The sequence below is a fragment of the Burkholderia sp. Ac-20344 genome (assembly GCF_017104975.1).
Classification (GTDB): Bacteria; Pseudomonadota; Gammaproteobacteria; order Burkholderiales; family Burkholderiaceae; genus Burkholderia.
The window spans coordinates 39967-56281 of record NZ_JAAGPP010000045.1 but is presented as its reverse complement, the minus strand read 5'-3'; the positions used below and the strand labels follow the sequence as shown (position 1 = coordinate 56281).

General features: G+C 63.6%; 13 protein-coding genes and 1 pseudogene. 1 reads left to right on the top strand and 13 read right to left on the bottom strand.

The genetic code is table 11. The features are described 5' to 3' along the window. On the top strand, window positions 1–775 hold a 775-nt coding region (locus tag G3N64_RS16730; protein ID WP_205784921.1), incomplete at its 5' end, for an OmpA family protein. Between the two features lie 145 nt (window positions 776–920). On the opposite strand, the gene G3N64_RS39755 is transcribed toward G3N64_RS16730, so the two are convergent. The 13 genes and pseudogenes from G3N64_RS39755 to G3N64_RS16665 form a co-directional block, all read right to left on the bottom strand. Continuing rightward, window positions 921–1349: a lysozyme inhibitor LprI family protein gene (locus G3N64_RS39755; protein WP_205784920.1), complete on the bottom strand. Its 429-nt coding sequence runs from the start codon at window positions 1347–1349 to the stop codon at window positions 921–923. After that, window positions 1346–1777 (bottom strand): hypothetical protein, encoded by a 432-nt coding sequence (locus G3N64_RS16720; RefSeq protein ID WP_205784919.1) that lies wholly within the window; start codon window positions 1775–1777, stop codon window positions 1346–1348. Before G3N64_RS16720 ends, G3N64_RS39755 begins: the two co-directional genes overlap by 4 nt. Next, complete coding sequence (locus tag G3N64_RS16715; RefSeq protein ID WP_205784918.1) at window positions 1747–2712, bottom strand: hypothetical protein; 966 nt, start codon at window positions 2710–2712, stop codon at window positions 1747–1749. Before G3N64_RS16715 ends, G3N64_RS16720 begins: the two co-directional genes overlap by 31 nt. Then, window positions 2709–5404, bottom strand: a pseudogene (locus G3N64_RS16710) (type VI secretion system tip protein VgrG). The gene G3N64_RS16715 and the pseudogene G3N64_RS16710 overlap by 4 nt, the downstream one beginning before the upstream one ends. Window positions 5405–5472: 68 nt before the next feature. Further along, a complete protein-coding gene (gene tssA / locus G3N64_RS16705; protein ID WP_205784917.1) occupies window positions 5473–6594 on the bottom strand; it encodes a type VI secretion system protein TssA in 1122 nt (373 codons plus the stop codon). A 41-nt stretch (window positions 6595–6635) separates the two neighbouring features. Beyond that, window positions 6636–9305 (bottom strand): type VI secretion system ATPase TssH, encoded by a 2670-nt coding sequence (gene tssH / locus G3N64_RS16700; protein WP_205784916.1) that lies wholly within the window; start codon window positions 9303–9305, stop codon window positions 6636–6638. A 50-nt stretch (window positions 9306–9355) separates the two neighbouring features. Further along, window positions 9356–10456 carry a type VI secretion system baseplate subunit TssG gene (tssG, locus tag G3N64_RS16695; RefSeq protein ID WP_205784915.1) on the bottom strand — a complete coding sequence of 367 codons (1101 nt, stop codon included), beginning with the start codon at window positions 10454–10456 and terminating at the stop codon, window positions 9356–9358. Continuing rightward, a complete protein-coding gene (gene tssF / locus G3N64_RS16690; protein WP_205784914.1) occupies window positions 10420–12255 on the bottom strand; it encodes a type VI secretion system baseplate subunit TssF in 1836 nt (611 codons plus the stop codon). The genes tssG and tssF overlap by 37 nt, the downstream gene beginning before the upstream one ends. Before the next feature lie 77 nt (window positions 12256–12332). Beyond that, complete coding sequence (gene tssE, locus G3N64_RS16685; protein ID WP_205784913.1) at window positions 12333–12818, bottom strand: type VI secretion system baseplate subunit TssE; 486 nt, start codon at window positions 12816–12818, stop codon at window positions 12333–12335. 62 nt (window positions 12819–12880) lie between these two features. Next, window positions 12881–13384 carry a type VI secretion system tube protein Hcp gene (locus G3N64_RS16680; RefSeq protein WP_006477093.1) on the bottom strand — a complete coding sequence of 168 codons (504 nt, stop codon included), beginning with the start codon at window positions 13382–13384 and terminating at the stop codon, window positions 12881–12883. A 70-nt stretch (window positions 13385–13454) separates the two neighbouring features. Then, window positions 13455–14945 carry a type VI secretion system contractile sheath large subunit gene (gene tssC, locus G3N64_RS16675; RefSeq protein WP_006477094.1) on the bottom strand — a complete coding sequence of 497 codons (1491 nt, stop codon included), beginning with the start codon at window positions 14943–14945 and terminating at the stop codon, window positions 13455–13457. Window positions 14946–14960: 15 nt separating this feature from the next. After that, on the bottom strand, window positions 14961–15476 hold the full coding sequence (gene tssB / locus G3N64_RS16670) for a type VI secretion system contractile sheath small subunit (RefSeq protein ID WP_006484395.1): 516 nt from the start codon (window positions 15474–15476) through the stop codon (window positions 14961–14963). A 46-nt stretch (window positions 15477–15522) separates the two neighbouring features. Continuing rightward, window positions 15523–16152: a tetratricopeptide repeat protein gene (locus tag G3N64_RS16665; protein WP_205784912.1), complete on the bottom strand. Its 630-nt coding sequence runs from the start codon at window positions 16150–16152 to the stop codon at window positions 15523–15525. Window positions 16153–16315 lie beyond the last annotated feature (163 nt).

The following is a 16315-nucleotide window of genomic DNA, read 5'->3' as shown; positions in this document are numbered from 1 at the left end:
ACCGGGGACCGCCTCCGGCGCCGTCGTGCACGGTACGGCCGGCACGGCGGGCACCCTCACGCCGCCGCCCGCGACCGCGGCACCCGGCCAGGTGGTCGTCGGCGGCAAGGTGCCCGACGAGGCGACCAAGGCCGCCGTGCTGCAGAAGCTGCGCGACACCTACGGCGCGACGAACGTCGTCGACCAGATCGAGGTGGGTGACGTCGCAACGCCGCCGAACTGGAGCGCGAACGTGCAGAAGCTGCTCGGCACGCAGCTCAAGCAGATCAGCAAGGGGCAGCTGAAGATCAACGGCACGCAGATCGAGATGAAGGGCGAGGTGCACAACGAGGCGCAACGCCAGCAGCTCGCGAGCGACATGGCGAACACGCTGAACCCGACGTATACGATCAAGAACGGGCTGCGCGTGTCGGCGTCCGAACAGGGCGTGCTCGACCAGACGCTCGCGAACCGGACGATCGAGTTCGAGACCGGCAGCGCGACGCTCACGCCGCAGGGCAGGCTGATCCTCGACCAGATGGCGGCGGCGCTCGCGAAGATGCAGAACCGCACGGTCGACATCATCGGCCACACCGACAACTCAGGGAACCGCACGTCGAACATCGCGCTGAGCCAGGCGCGCGCGGATGCGGTGAAGGGCTACCTGATCACGAAGAGCATTCCGCCGCAGCAGATGACGACGACGGGCGTCGGGCCGGATCAGCCGATCGCGCCGAACGATACGGCGGATGGACGGGCGAGGAATCGGCGGATCGAGTTCCGGGTGGGGCAGTAGGCGGACCGGCGGCGCGCGGGGTCGCGCGCCGATCCGCCGAACTCATTGTGTCTTTACGTCGAGCGATGTGCGGACAGAGGCGCTGGGGCACTGTCGGTTTCTCGTCGATACCGATTTCGATCCGCTGCTCCCATCCTATCGACACTCACTGATCTTGGACCTGTTTCAGGTATTCCTGAAGCGTTTTCGCTCGTTGTTCCGTCAACTCCGTGAGGCATTGCGAGTGGTTGACAATCAACCATTGGCGCGCGCCACCATTCACACTCGTCCTAAGGTCGCATTCAGCATCCCGGAATGCCACCCACGCACGCTGGGCAGAAACGATCTGTGTTTTCGGGATCAGGCCACTATCTGGATTGTCCTTCAGCACACTAACGAGTTTCTTGTAGGTTTGATTCAATTTCAGATCTGCTGAATGCCGGTCTTTTTCAGCGCACTGATAATTTATCTGCGCACTCTCGACATCAATGCCCCCTGGCGGATTATTACAATCTATCGCGAAAGCGCTCACAGAGAACGCCAACCACAATACCGCACCGAATTTAAACACGAATTTAATCAAAATATCCCTCACTTCTTGTCGTACGCATTGGTATAAGTTTCTGTCCAATAGAGATCTTCGGCCAGAAACCCAGTCTCATCCTTCAAAAGCTTCTTTGCGCGAGTAATTTCATCCCTTTGAACAACCTTACCCCCAATTGAATTACTACTTTTAACATTGAGGTCAGCGATATGCTGCACCGCCTTTTTTTCGTCAGCCCCATCTGAAAAAGGAGTGGTTAAACCTAACGCCGCAGCAGATCCAGTAATAAGATTTTTTGGTGCGCCACGTATGGCACATGCCGCCACAAAAGCAATTCCAAGTGCAGAACGAATATTGTTATCTTTACAAAACTTCAATGCCGGATTCATGTAACCCTCAACTGCAAACTCAAGCTGCGCCTCCTGAAAGGCATCGACCTTGCCGGCATTTACGAAACGCTGCTTCCATGCCCCTCCCACAAATCCTGCTTTGGGCCACCAATGTTTGTTGCGATCGGCTGAACTCGCTTTCCACGAATCTCACTACCGACTGGCACTTTGTGCATTCTAGCCAACTCACCCAACCTCCGCCCTTCCGATGATTTTCGAATAGAGTTCCAGTGTGCCTGCCCCGACTCATAGTCAACCCCCTTGACCTCGACCCCAGAGGTGGTCAACGTAATCAACTCCTCGTTGTTATCACCGAAGGTCAATGCGAAAGTGTTTGGGTCTTTGCCTTTCATCCTTTGAAGCAACCTTCCGAGCCCTCCGCTGTCCTGAGTAAACTGAATGATCCCATACGAAAGCCCAATATGAACAATATGTCCATATGACAAATTTTTACTTATTTCCATATGAAACTCAGAATCCAAATTCTCAGATGTAAATGGATCCTTCCCGCTCTCACATATCGCAACAGCCGCAATAATCTTAAGGCGTTCATTCCGGTCCAGCACCACACCCTTGAATTCCACCACGTGCGGCTTCTTGTTCAAGCGATCGAGTAAAGCTTGATGATCACCATCATTATTTTTATTCTTCTTTTTTGGTGGTGTCGCCGGAGCCCCCGTCGGTGAAGTTTCAGGAGGTGACGAAGCAGGTGGTGACGCAGGCGACGATGCGGGTGGCGATGCGGGTGGTGATCGCTTCGGCGAGGGGTCAGCTTTTTTTGTTAAAGGTACATCGTCTTCATGTTGAGCCTCCTTTAACTCACCATTCCGACGAAGCTGCTCCAAAAGCGTATCTGCGAGTTCAATTCTGCAAATGTTACCAGTTTCATATGTATACGGCTCGGCGCCCAAACCATCGGCACCGTCTTCGGTTTCTGGATCCGCAATCGGTCGGACAAACGGCGGAAAGACGTCGTCCTCCTTTGGTGGGTACGGATACCCTGGCAAATCATTATTGAAGGTCATATATTCTTCCCGCTCAGCCTCTTAAGTATCTCAATACGAAGAATATCCGCCTGATCGCTGATTGCGAGTTGCGCCACACCGTCGTGGTCCGTCTTGCCAGTAACAATCTGACCATTCTTGAGATGAACGCGAATTGGTCTATCAGGAATGGAGAAACCTCGATCATCTACAACCCAGACCGGTCGATCATAGAGGTGATTAATAGGTAGGTACGGAAGAGGATAATTCTCCTGAGTCGGCCCAGCAAAACTGTGAGCCGCCCCCTTGAAATCGATTTTCCCCGGTGCATGAATTTCGACCTCACCGTCCTTGATTCGAATATAGGCACCGCCAGACGTCAGCAGAATTTCTTTTTTGGCAGCAACTTCAACTCTCTCGGTTGCCGACAATACCTTCACCGTCTTCTGCGCCGTGAGTTCAATATCGTCCATGTGTGCCTGCACCTCTACCTTGCCCTTCGCGGCAAAGAGCTTTATTCCGGCGTTCTGCACGAAGAAGCTGATTTTTTCAGCAACGCTGGCCACCAGCGACTTGCCGCTCGCGAGATGTGTGCTTTGGCCGCTGACAAGGTTCACGTGCCGGTCCGCTGCCACGTGCGCGCTCTGCTGCGACGACACCCCGATCCCCGCCGGGCTCGCGAACAGCATCACCGGCTCCTTGAACGCATTCGCGTTCCCCGTCCCACCGCCGGCGGTCCGGCCGCCCGACGACGCCCCCGCCAAGCTCTCCTGCGTCGCGTCGGTGAACGTCTTCAGCGCTTCTTGACCGTGATCGAGGCTTTCGGCCTGATGCGCTTCGCTGACCTGCGACAACGACTCGATCAGCCCCTCGGCATTGACGAGCTGCTGTTGCGTCTCGCGCACGTCGAGCGGCTGGCTGTTCGCCGGCTTCGGATGCGTCGTGATGTACAGCCCCTGCCCGGCGCGCACGGCACCGTACGCATCCGTGCGCAAGTCGAATCCCGAACCGAGATACGCGCCCCGCGTGTTGCCGTTCTGTTCGATCAGGTAGCCGAGATGCAACAGCGAATTCGCGCTGCTGCTGAACAGGCGTGCACGGTTCTGGCCGGTCGCATCGTCGAGCACCATCTCGTTGTGCCCCGACCCCGCGTATTCCTTCGACCGGAAGCCCGACAGGATGCCGTCGCTATGCCACTGCGGCTTGGTTGCCCCGTTGTAGACCCGATGCATGACGATCGGCCGGTCGCAGTCTCCGCCGATGTAACCGATCAGTACTTCCTCGCCGACCCGCGGAATATGGACGGCGCCGTAGCCACCGCCGGTATCCGACTGCACGACACGCATCCAGCACGATGCGGTTTCGGTGCCCTCGTTCTGCCGGTCCCAGACGAACATGACCTTGATGCGGTTCAGCGCGTCCGTATATACCTCTTCGCCCTTCGGCCCGACGACGACGGCCGTTTCGAGCTGCATGACGGGCTTCTTGTGCTCGAACGGGCTGCGATACGGCACCGCCGCGCGTTGCGCTTCGACCTCGACGAGGTAGAACCCGGCCGAACCGTCTTCGTGCCCGACTTCGAACGCGGCCGCCGCACCGTGCGCGGCTTTTGCCTGCGCGAGCCGCGCTTGCAGGCTGTGCGGGAAGTTCGCTTCGTGGTCCGAGATCGGCAGGTTGTTCTCCATATACCGCGACACCTTCAAGGCTGCGAATTCCCGGTCCTGCGCCGAATCGCGGTCATGCTCGGGATGGTCCGCCAGCGTGAAGCGCCGCCCCGCATCGATCCCGCGCACGCCGCCCACGCCGAAGAAGCGTTTCGCGCGCGACTCCCATTCCTCGAGGCGGATCTTCGACAGATGCTCGCCGCGATCCTGCCCCGCGTACGTGTACGCACCGGTGTATTCGTAGATTTCCGTCTGGCCCGGCAGATCGCCTTGGCCAGCCTTCGTGGGCAAAGTCGTACCGTTCGGATTGCCGGCCGTCGACGGCGACTTGTAATCGAACGTGCGCGTCGTGTGCTGCGAACTCTGCAAGGTCCGCGACGCAGCCCATTGGGTGAATCCGGCGGTTTCGCTCCCGGTTCCCGAGCGGTCGAACCGGACGGGATTCGGTGACAGTTCGTCGACCGCGTGCAGGTCGTCGGTAATGACGAGCGTGTGAGCGCTGCCGCCCTCGGCATGCCGCCAGAAGCCGAACAGCCCTTCGTCTTCCATCAGGCGATGCACGAAGTTCCAGTCGGTTTCGCTCTGGCGGCAGTACGAGCGCGACGGCAGCGGCTTCGACAGCGCGAACTGATAGCGCCCCTTCGCCTGCGAGTGCATATCGAACACGTCGGCCAGGATCGCGTCGACCGGCTTGTCCTGCCAGTACCGCATGTCGCTGCGGAACTTGAGAAAGTGCATCCACGACGCGAAGGTCAGCTGGTAGCCCGACAGGCTGCCGTCCGTGCCGAGCCGGCGCGCCGTATGGATGTAGCCGTTGATCGGAAGGTACGACTGGTCCGCCTGCTGGATCCACAACGTCATCGGCTTCGCGATCAGCGTCTTGAGCTCGACGTCGCTGGCGGTCGACACGAGGTCGAGCGCCACGCTGAAGTCGCGTCCCAGTTCGGAACAGATCACGGCCCGGCGCGGCACCAGCGCGTTGTTCGGCAGCGACGGGAGTCCGTCTTCAGCAGGCGATCCTGCTGAATCAGGCCACCGCGAATCGCCTGTGCCAGTTCGGTCAGGTTCATGCGTCAATCCACGTTCTTGTCTGCCGCGAGCCCGCCGGGCCCGCGCTCTCAGGTCAAATGCCCGTCGCTTACGACTGCTCGTCCGGCCGCACGCCCAGCAACTCACGAATATGCGACAGCGAGCCGTCGTCCTTCACGACGCTCTCGAGCCACTTGTGCAGCGGCATGTCGGCCCATTCGGCGGCCTTGTCGGCGAGATACGCGACCGGGCTGTGCGGCTCGGTCTGGCGGAAGTAGCGGGCGACCGCGCGCAACTGATCGACGGCCTGCGCACGGTTCTGGATGCCGGCGATCATCTGCGTCACCGGGGCGCGCGGAACGGGCTGCGACTGCACGTGAGTCTCCTCGGTCTGGATCGGATTGCCGAACACCGGCTCGATGCGCTCGGGCTGCGCCTGCGGTGCCGACTGCGTGTGCGGCGCGCTGCCCGTATAGCCCTGCTCGCGCGCAAAGCGCTCGGCGAGCCGGTATACGGTCTCGAACGCGTCGCGCGCCTGCCGGAAGCTCGGCGCCGAATCGCCCGCGCGCTCGACGAGCCGTTCCTCGAACGCATCGAGCGCGAATTCGAACGCCTTCAGGTTCGCCAGCAACGCCGTGTAGAACGCGATCGACGTCACGCGCCGCGACGAGTCGATCTGCTCGATCGACGGCTTGCCGCGCGCGATATCGTCCGCGTGTTCCGGGTCGCGCTTGATCGACTGCGCGACGTGCTGCGCCACTTCCCAGTCGAGCGTGCTGAACGCGTTCGACGCGCCGTCCGTCAGCGGCACCGCGCGCAGCAGCTCGGCCGTGCGGCCGGACAGCCACGCGACGTTGCCGAGGCGATGCTCGGTGTCGCCGTCTTCGGGCAGCGGGTGCACGGTGTCCCAGAACTCGCGGCACAGGCCCTCGAGCAGCGCGTAGCCTTCGGTGAGGCCGGTGATGCCGTCTTCGAGCGCGAGCGCCTCGGTCAGCCACACGGCGAGCCGCAGATCCTTCGTGCGCGTGCGCAGCAGCTCGCCTGCATGGTCGACCACGAAGCCCCAGTCGGCCTCCTTGATCTCGGTCACCCACTCGCCCTGGTCGAGCGTCGGATCGTCGTAGCGCCGCGCATCCTGGATCGCGTCGAATTCGTTCGAAAACAGCAGGTCGTCGCCGCTGGGCGACGCATCGCTGATCGGCGTCAGCAGCTCGGGGAGATTGATCGGCATGGTTCGGTCAGTTCATCAATGCTTGCGTTGCACGGCCGCGCTCATTCGACGGTGTACGTGAATTCGCCGGCCTCGTCCGCGCGCACCGCGATGCGCGCGATGGCCTCGCCGTCGGCGATCCGGCCGAGCACGTGGCCCGCGATCTCCGGCAGCAGCGTACCGTTCAGGATGTGATCGACGTTGCGGGCGCCCGAGTCGACCTCGGTGCAGCGCGCGAGCACCGCATCGACGAGCGATTCGTCCCATTCGAATGCGGCCTTGTGGTTCGCCTCGATCCGGCGGCGGATCCGTTCGAGCTTCAGCTCGATGATCTCGGCCAGCACGTCATCGGAAATCGGGTAGTACGGCACGACCTTCATCCGTCCGAGGAACGCGGGCTTGAACGTCTTGTACAGCTGCGGGCGCAGCGTCTCGGCGAGCGCGTCCGGATCGGGCAGCTCCTCGGCCGGCTTGTTCAGGCACGCCTGCATCACCGCGGAAGACCCGACGTTCGACGTCAGGATGATCAGCGTGTTGCGGAAGTCGATCTCACGCCCTTCCGCGTCGTCCATCGCGCCCTTGTCGAACACCTGGAAGAACATCTCGAGCACGTCCGGGTGCGCCTTCTCGACCTCGTCGAGCAGCACGACGGAATACGGGTTGCGGCGCACGGCCTCGGTCAGCACGCCGCCTTCGCCGTAGCCGACGTAGCCCGGCGGCGAGCCCTTCAGGCCCGACACGCTGTGCGCTTCCTGGTACTCGCTCATGTTGATCGTGACCATCTTGCGCTCGCCGCCGTACAGGATATCGGCCAGCGCGAGCGCCGTCTCGGTCTTGCCGACGCCCGACGGCCCGACGAACATGAACACGCCGCGCGGCTTGTTCGGATCCTCGAGGCTCGCGGTCGCGGTGCGCACGCGCTGCGCGATCGCTTCCAGCGCGTGATCCTGGCCGATCACGCGCGCGGCGAGCAGCGGCTGCAGGTTCAGCACGGTGTCGATCTCGTCCTTCACCATCCGGCCGAGCGGAATGCCCGTCCACGCGGCGACGATCTCGGCGACCACGTGGCCATCGACCTGCAGCGGCACCATCGGCTCGCCGCCCTGCAGCGCGTGCAGCGCCGCGACGCGTTCGGCGAGTTTGTCGCGGGTGGCCTGCACATCGACCGGCTGGCCGTCTTCTGACGGGCCGCGTGCCTTGTCGAGCGCTTCGCGCAGCGCGGTGATCTCGGCGACGATCACGCGCTCGGCTTCATAGCGCGCTTCGTCCTTCGCCAGTTGTTCGAGCGCCGCGTCGCGCGCGCCGCGCAGCTCGCCGAGCCGCTCGTCGTGCGACGCGCCGCCGGCCGCCTCGCGCTCCAGCGACGCGATTTCGGCATCGATCCGCTCGATGCGCTTCTTCGTGTCGTCGATCGCCGCCGGCGTCGCGCTGTGCGCGAGCGCGACCTTCGCGCATGCGGTGTCGAGCACGCTGATCGCCTTGTCCGGCAGCTGGCGGCCGCTGATGTAGCGGTGCGACAGGCGCACGGCCTCGGTGATCGCATCGTCGAGGATCCGTACGTTGAAGTGCTTCTCCATCAGGCCGGACATGCCGCGCAGCATCGCGGCCGCGAGCGGCTCGCTCGGCTCCTCGACCTTCACGACCTGGAAGCGCCGCGCGAGCGCCGCGTCCTTCTCGAAGTACTTCTTGTATTCGCTCCACGTCGTCGCCGCGATCGTGCGCAGCTCGCCGCGTGCGAGCGCCGGCTTCAGCAGGTTCGCCGCATCGTTCTGGCCGGCCTGGCCGCCCGCGCCGATGATCGTGTGCGCCTCGTCGATGAACAGGATGATCGGATGCGCGCTCTTCTTCACTTCGTCGATCACGCTCTTCAGGCGATTCTCGAACTCGCCCTTCACGCTCGCGCCGGCCTGCAGCAGCCCCATGTCGAGCACGTGCAGCGCGACGCCGCGCAGCGGCGGCGGCACGTCGTCGGCCGCGATGCGCAGCGCGAGGCCCTCGACGACCGCTGTTTTGCCGACGCCGGCTTCGCCGGTCATGATCGGGTTGTTCTGGCGGCGGCGCATCAGGATGTCGATCGCCTGGCGGATCTCGGCTTCGCGGCCGATCACCGGGTCGATCTTGCCGTCGCGTGCGCGCTGCGTGAGGTTGGTCGTATACGTGTCGAGTGCGGGCGTCTTCGACGGGCCGGCCGCAGGGGCGAAGCCGTCGGCGGCCGGCGCGACGTCGCTGCCGTCGTCGTCCGCCTGGCGCGGCTCGGCTTCGCTGGAACCGGCCATGATCTCGTCGAACTTGTGCTTCAGGTCCGTCACGTTCATTTCCGCGAACTGCGACGACATCCGCTGCGCGAACTGCGCGAGATCGGGTGCGGTCAGCAGCGCGAGCAGCAGGTGCCCCGAACGGATGCGGCCGAGCTGCGAGTCGAGCGACGCGATCAGCCATGCCTGTTCAAACAGCGCGATCAGGTGCACGGAGAACACCGGCGTGCGCGTGTTGCCCGTCTTCAGGCGCGTCAGTTCGCGCTCGAGATCGGCATGCAGCGCGTGCGGATCGACGCGGCTCGCGCGCAGTGCGAGCGGCAGGTCGCCCGTCGCTTCCTCGAGCAACGCGAGGAACAGGTGCTCCAGATCGACCTCGTAGTGGCCGCGCGCCAGGCACGCGCTCGCCGCACGCTCGGTCGCGTGGCGGCACAGCGGGTTCAGTTTCGTGATCAGGGTCTTCAGAGGCGTGCTCATGGCGTCGATCTCAGTCTCAGGTTCGATTGCGTGTTTGTTGTCGTTCGGAATCAGTGAATCACGTGCAGTTCGTAGCGTGCATCGGAGCGGTCCTCGAGCGCGTCGCGCGTGCACAGGAACGCGTCCCAGCCGAGTCGCGAGCCCGCGCCGAGCACGCTCGCGCCGACCTCGGTGCGCTTGAGCACGAGCCTCACCTCGTATTCGAGCGTGACACCGGCGAGCAGCGTCAGCATCCGCTCCAGCGCAACGGCATGCGCGCCGCCGGGCAGGAACGCCTCGTAGTCGCGCTTGGACAGCGGGCCGACGACGATCCGCGCGCGCATGTCGCGCTGCCACACGCGTTCGCCGACGAGCGCCGTCGCGCCGAGCACCGCGTTGACTTCGCCGAGCACGCTCAGCTGGTCGGGCGGCACGTCGTACCACTTGCCGACGAACTGGTCGATCTTCACCGGCACGCGGAAATAGTCGGACAGCGTGCGCTGCAGGTACGCGGCCGACATCGGCCGATGCCGCGCAGCCAGCGCATAGCCGGCGACGGCCTCGTCGAGCACGCCGCCCACGCCGGCCGCGAGGCTGTCGCGTATCTCGTCGCTCGGCACGCCCGCGATCGCGAGCAGCAGCGGCAGATAGCGCTCGTCGCGGTCGAGCTCGTAATGGAACGGCAGCCGGTATTTCTTCCACGCGGCATAGAACAGCGCGGTCGCGCGGTTCGAGAACACGTCGAAGAATGCGCGTGCCGCATGGTCGCGCTTCAGGTGCTCGCGCGCGACGATCTGCTCGGTGTAATGCAGCGGCAGCGCGCCCTGCCCGCCCAGCAGCCCGAAAAACGCGGGCGTCAGCTCGACGTGGCCGAGCTCGCCGGCCGCGAGCGCGGCGCCGCGCGCCTCGCCCGTCTTGAGCTGGGTGCCGTCGTCGTCGAACGAGCGCGCGCCTTCGATCTCGCTCGGCGGAAAGCCGAGCGACAGCGTGTTGCGGAATTCGATGCGCTGCGCGACCACGTCGCCCTGCCGCCGCGCGCCGGGCGCATCCGACGCCTGCCGCGCAAACAGCCCTTCGAGCACGCGCACGGCCTGGAAGAACTCGAAGCGGTGCGGTTCGTCGAGCAGCGCGTCGACTACGCCAGGATCGATTCGCCGGTGCGGGGCTTGCATCGAATGATCTCCTCGCCGGTGCGCTTCGACACGACGACTAGTTGAACGAAACTGTTGAGGTGCACGTACAGCCCGAAGAAGCTGTCGAGCACGCGCACGAACGAGGCAAGGCTCGCACCGACGAAGTGTTCCTCGTCGATCGTCAGGCGGATCTCGATGCCGCGCACGAAGGTCGCGAACGGCTTGCCGGGCAGCCACTGCACGGCGCCGCGCTGCTCGACGCCGGCGAGGCCGTCGATCTGGCGCATCGATACGGCGGTGCGCCGCAGGTCGTACAGCGTCAGCATTTCCTTCAGCGGCGCGAGGCCGTGCGCGACCAGCGACACGTGATTGAGCGCGAGATGCGACACGAGCCGCCAATGCGCGGCGCGGCCGCGCTCGAAGCGCACGCTCTGCGTCGGGCGGCGCAGCAGTGAAATGCCGCTCGTCTGCGCGCCGCCTTCCTGGAACAGGTCGCCGCCTTCGAGCCCGAACGCGAGCATCGCCGGCAGGTCGCGGTTCGTGCAGGTGAGGTCGAGACTCAGCGTGTCGGTCTGCGGCGACGTCGGCTCGAAATCGATGTCGACGATCGAGATCTCGGTTTCGTAGCCGGGGCTCTTCTGCGCGACCCAGTCGTTGCGGCGCGCGAACCAGTAATGGCCGATCCGCGCCGATTCACCGTGATGCAGCGAATAGAACGGCCGGAACTCGATCACCGATTCCTCGTGCGCCTGCTGCCTGACGAGCTTCACCGAATCGATCGAATACACCTCGTACGCGAACGCGCGCCGCGCTTCGGCGATCACCGGGTAGGACACCGCGCGGTGCGTGATGCGGATCGGCTCGCCGTGCTGGCGGAACAGGTTGACGATCGGCGTGCAGAACAGCCGGAAGTGGCTCGCCGTCAGCAGTTCGAGCAGCCGCGCGACGTGCGAATCGCTGCGCACGTCCTGCAGCACGAGATGCAGCGTCGCCCGCTGGCAGCGGCCGCTCGCGCGCGCGATCGCCGCGATGTCGAAGTCGACGAAATCGAACTTGTCGGGGAACGCGAAGTATTCGGTGAGCAGGCGATACGCGGGATGCGATTTCGCCGGGTAGTCGATCAGCGCGTCATCCTCGTCGAAGCCGGCGTGCGCGATCGGCAGCTTGCGCAGCGCGGTCCAGCGGCCGTTGCGTTCGGGCTCGACATACGCGCCGAGCACGTTGACGAACAGGCAGTCGGTCAGCGCGGCGACGAACGACTGCTCGCCGTGCAGGTGCGCACGCAGCGTCGGCAGCTTCAGCGCGCCGAGATCGAGCTGCGCGGCGAGCGATTCGAACGTGATCGAGATCACGCCCGTCGCGTTCGACGGCAGCACCGTCGCGCTCGGCGCGAGCGCGACCGGCGTGTAGCGCGCTTCCGAGATGCGGATCGGCGCGAGCGTCACGTCATAGGCGGTACGGAACCGGCACTGCACGCCGCGGATCGGGCGGCTCTTCAGCTCGGTGCCGCGACCGATCACGACCGGTTCGGTCTGCTGGCCGGGCGACGCCGGCGTGAACTGCGCGATCGAGCACGACGGGAACGGCCGCAGGTAGTGCGGATACAGCACTTCCAGCAGCGCTTCGGTGAATTCGGGGTAATCGTCGTCGAGCTTCTTGTTGATGCGCGCGCCGAGCAGCGCGAACGACTCGATCATCCGCTCGACGTGCGGATCCTCGCAATGCTCGCCGGACAGCGCGAGCCGCGCCGCGATCTTCGGATAGCGTTCGGCGAAATCGCGCGAATAGCGCCGCAAAAACGATAATTCGCGCTCGTAATACGGCAGCAATTCTTCCATCGACGACCCCGAACCTCAATATTTCCTGCCGGACCCTGATCCACCACCGGGCGGTCCGGCCCGCTCGGCGGCATGATTTACTGCATTCTTGCGGCGCGTGCGCGCGTGACCGAATACTGCAGCGTCGAGGGCTGCAGCATCGCGTCGAAACTCACCGGCTCTTCGGCCGGGTGCACGACGAGCAGCGCCTGGATCGCGAAATAGAGCGCGTTGGTGGCCTGCTCGTTCAGCTCGAACGTCACCTGCACCTGCTGCAGGCGCGGCTCGTGGCGCGCGATGGCCTGCTGGATCGACTTGCAGATGAACGCGCGGTCGTAGTGACTCGCCAGGCTCAGCCCTGCGAAATCGTTCAGCCCGTAGGTCAGCACCGACTTCTGGCACTCCGGCAGCGTGGCCAGCTCGATTTCGGTGTGGGCGATACGCGTGTTGAGGATCGCCTCGACGTCGCGGGCGACCGTGTTCTTGAGCTCGTCCAGCGACAATTGCCGCATCGCTGCCGAGGCCGGCAGGTGCGGTTCGTCGTCGAACAGCTTGTCGAGAAAACTGGGTTCGAATCGTTTCATCGGCCGGTATGCACAGCGAAAACGGCAACGGGACGCCGCGCGCCCCGTTGCCGCAACCGACCTTAGACCGCGTAGGTCTTGTCGTTCTTCGTCAGACTCCAGGCGCCTTGCGTGTTGCCGCCCTGGTTGCCGCCGATCTTCTGCTGGGTTTGCTTCCACTGCACAGCTGCGTACTTCAGCGAGAACGTCTCGAGCGGCAGACCTTCTTCGCGAACGCTCGGGGCGATGCTCGAGATGATCACGTACTTGAGCTTGACTTCCAGATACTGCACGCGCTTGCCTTCACCGTCAGCGCGCGAGAAATGAACCGTCACCTCGTCGAACGTGGTACCGCCCGAAGCGTGTTGGTACAGCAGCGGGCTCGACGAATCGATTTCCTTCGTGAAAATCATGTCGCCGTGCTCGCAACGCGTCATCGTGTGACCGCCTGCGGTCGATGCGGTTGCCGAACGCGGTTGAACGATCGAGTGATCCCACGATTTCAGCTCGATCCAGCCCTGGTGGTCCTTGTCCGCGGACTCGCCCTTCACCGCGGGACTACCAAACTGCAAGTGCATATGTAACATGGCCCTTCGACTCCCCAAAGAGGTGGTTTTAACGTCCTACCCAGGCGGCCCGCCCGGGCGATTTACTCGCTTATGAATTTGCCGGTTTGGGCAGATCAGCGACAAGTCGCAGAGAAATCGAGAGTTCGTCGAGCTGAAAGTGCGGGCGCAGGAACGCGACCGAACGATACGAGCCCGGCTTGCCCGGAATCTCCGACACTTGTATGGATGCCTCGCGCAGCGGAAATTGCGCTTTCTGTTCCTGCGAAGCGTTATCGTCGAGCAGGACGTACTGCGAAATCCACCGGTTGAGGAAAGTCTCCACGTTCTGCGCCGATGCGAAGCTGCCGATCTTGTCCCGCATCATCGCCTTCAGGTAGTGCGCGACGCGCGATACCGAGAAGATGTACTGAAGCTGGGCGGACAGGACGGCATTCGCATTCGCGCTGTCGGTGCTGTATTTCTTGGGTTTCTGCACCGACTGCGCAGCGAAGAACGCGGCGTAATCTGAGTTCTTGCAATGGACGAGCGGGATGAAGCCGAGGTCGCTCAGCTCCTTCTCGCGGCGATCGGTGATCGCGATTTCGGTCGGGCACTTCAGCGCGACTTCACCGTCGTCGGTCTTGAACGTGTGGGTCGGCAGGTCCTCGACGAGGCCGCCGCCTTCGACGCCGCGGATCGCCGCACACCAGCCGAAGTCGTCGAATGCGGCCGTCAGGCGCGCAGCGAACGCCCACGCGGCGTTGCACCACAGGTACTTGTCGTGGTCGGTGCCGTCGACGTCCTCGACGAAGTTGAAGTTCTCCGCGGTCTGGCCGTCCTTCGGATTGAACGGCAGGCGGCCGAGGAAGCGCGGCAGCGTCAGGCCGACGTAGCGCGAATCTTCGGCGTCGCGGAACGACTTCCACTTCGCATATTCGACCGTATCGAACACCTTGCCGAGGTCGCGCGGCTTGCCGAGGTCGGAGAACGACTCGAGGCCGAGCAGCTCGGGCGACGCCGACGCGATGAACGGCGCATGCGCGGCCGCCGCAACGTGCGACATCTGCTCGATGAAGTACATGTCTTCCGGCTGGCGCGAGATCTCGTAATCGCCGATCAGCGCACCGAACGGCGAGCCGCCGAACGTGCCGAATTCTTCTTCGTAGACCTTCTTGAACAGCGCGCTCTGGTCGAACTCGCTCGCGCCCTTGAAATCGCGCACGAGGTCGCGCTTCGGTGCGTGCAGCGCCTTGATCTTGATCGTCTGGCCGGTGTTGCTTTCCTTGACCAGGTAGTCCATCCCGCGCCACGTGCTTTCGAGGCGCTGGAATTCCGGCGCGTGCATCACTGCGGAAAGCTGTGTGGAAATCAGGCGGTCCAGTTCCGCGACGCGCGCGTCGATCGTGGCCGACAGGTTGTCCGACACGATCACCGTGCCGTCGAGCACCTGGTGCACGAGTTCGCCGATCAGGTCCTTCGCACGCGCATGCTCGGAATCGGATTTCGCGACCTTGCTCTTCTCGACGATGTCGTCGAGCAGCGAGGTCCCGGCGGCGTATTCCGCGCCGCTCGCTTGGGCCGCAGCCGTTTGCTGGTTCATCTCAATACTCCGTCGTCATTCGCCGTCTTTGTCGCCGCCCGTGCCCTTCGCGAGCTCCTGCAGCTGCTGCGTGTTCTTCAGCACCTCGGACAGCAGATCCTCGAGCTTGTCGTTGCCGGCGAGCTTGTTACGCAGGTCGGCGAGCTTCGAGCGCGCCTCGAGCAGGCGGCGCAGCGGCTCGACCTGTTCGACGACTTCGTCCGGGCTGAAATCCGACAGCGAGCGGAACTTCAGGTCGACCGCGAACTTGCCGCCTTCCGGGCTCAGGCGGTTTTCCACCTGGAACGCGGCACGCGGTTCGATCGCCTTCATCACGTCGTCGAAATTGTCGCGATCGATGTTGACGAATTTGCGGTCGCGCAGCTTCGGCTGCTCGATTTCGGACTGGCCCGCCAGATCGCCGACGACCCCGACGACGAACGGCAGCTCCTTCACCTCGATCGCGTCGCCCTTCTCGACCTCGTAGGTCAGTTGGACGCGCGGCGGCCGTATTTTCTGCAAGCTTTTCTGAATGCTTTCTTTCTTGGCCATCTCGACGGCTCCCAGGTTAGTTGTGGTTATCGCGTCAGTTATGCGGTCAGTTGCGCAATGCGCCGAACGGGTCAGCGCCACCCTTTTGCGGCGCGGCGGGCGGCGTCGGCGTGCCCGTCGCGGCTGCCTCGGCCGCCGGTGCGGCGCCGACCTTCGGACGATGAACGACCCGGCGCGGCGAGCGCGGCTTCGTGGACTTGGTCTCCGGCGGGAACAGCGCCGATTCACCCAGCGTATCGCGCAGCTGCTTCGCGAGCGCTTGCGCATCGGACTTCGCGTCGCCCGCGAGCGACGAATCCTGGCGCAGCTCGCCGAGCGACTGCGTCGCGATCCGCAGGCCGGCCACGGCCAGCACGCTCTTCGCCTGACGGTCGGTCGCGTCGCGCTGCAGCGCTTCCTGCGCGGCAACGATTGCCTGACCGTAGTGGTTTTGTGCGAACTGGATTTGCGCGATGCGCGACCACGGCTCCTCGCGCGTCGGATCCGACTTCGCGAGCTGCTGGTACAGGCCGAGGGCCTTGTCCTGGTCCCCCGCCTTCGCAACTGCGTCTGCATCGGCCAGCGACTTGTTGAACACCTCGGCAGTCGGCGGCGCGGAAGGCTGGCTCGCACAGCCGGCGATCACGCCGCAAGCCACTACTACCCCAGACAGTTTTGCGAAGAGACGGTCTTTCATCGTTATATCCACCGGCGCGTGAGTTTTAAATCGTTGAGAATCTGGTTCTTTTGCTTTGCAAGAAGCGCGCGGGTATAGTACCGATCAATTTTTCATAATTCAATCGTCGTGTGAAGAGTAATTCCTTTTAAAACCGGGCGCTACCCCCTCCAATGGCCGCTCG

Coding starts and splice junctions, on each gene's coding strand:
- G3N64_RS16715 (WP_205784918.1), bottom strand. CDS start 2,712: ATGACCTTCAATAATGATTTGCCAGGGTATCCGTACCCACCAAAGGAG.
- tssA (WP_205784917.1), bottom strand. CDS start 6,594: ATGCCGATCAATCTCCCCGAGCTGCTGACGCCGATCAGCGATGCGTCG.
- tssH (WP_205784916.1), bottom strand. CDS start 9,305: ATGAGCACGCCTCTGAAGACCCTGATCACGAAACTGAACCCGCTGTGC.
- tssG (WP_205784915.1), bottom strand. CDS start 10,456: ATGCAAGCCCCGCACCGGCGAATCGATCCTGGCGTAGTCGACGCGCTG.
- tssF (WP_205784914.1), bottom strand. CDS start 12,255: ATGGAAGAATTGCTGCCGTATTACGAGCGCGAATTATCGTTTTTGCGG.
- tssE (WP_205784913.1), bottom strand. CDS start 12,818: ATGAAACGATTCGAACCCAGTTTTCTCGACAAGCTGTTCGACGACGAA.
- G3N64_RS16680 (WP_006477093.1), bottom strand. CDS start 13,384: ATGTTACATATGCACTTGCAGTTTGGTAGTCCCGCGGTGAAGGGCGAG.
- tssC (WP_006477094.1), bottom strand. CDS start 14,945: ATGAACCAGCAAACGGCTGCGGCCCAAGCGAGCGGCGCGGAATACGCC.
- tssB (WP_006484395.1), bottom strand. CDS start 15,476: ATGGCCAAGAAAGAAAGCATTCAGAAAAGCTTGCAGAAAATACGGCCG.
- G3N64_RS16665 (WP_205784912.1), bottom strand. CDS start 16,152: ATGAAAGACCGTCTCTTCGCAAAACTGTCTGGGGTAGTAGTGGCTTGC.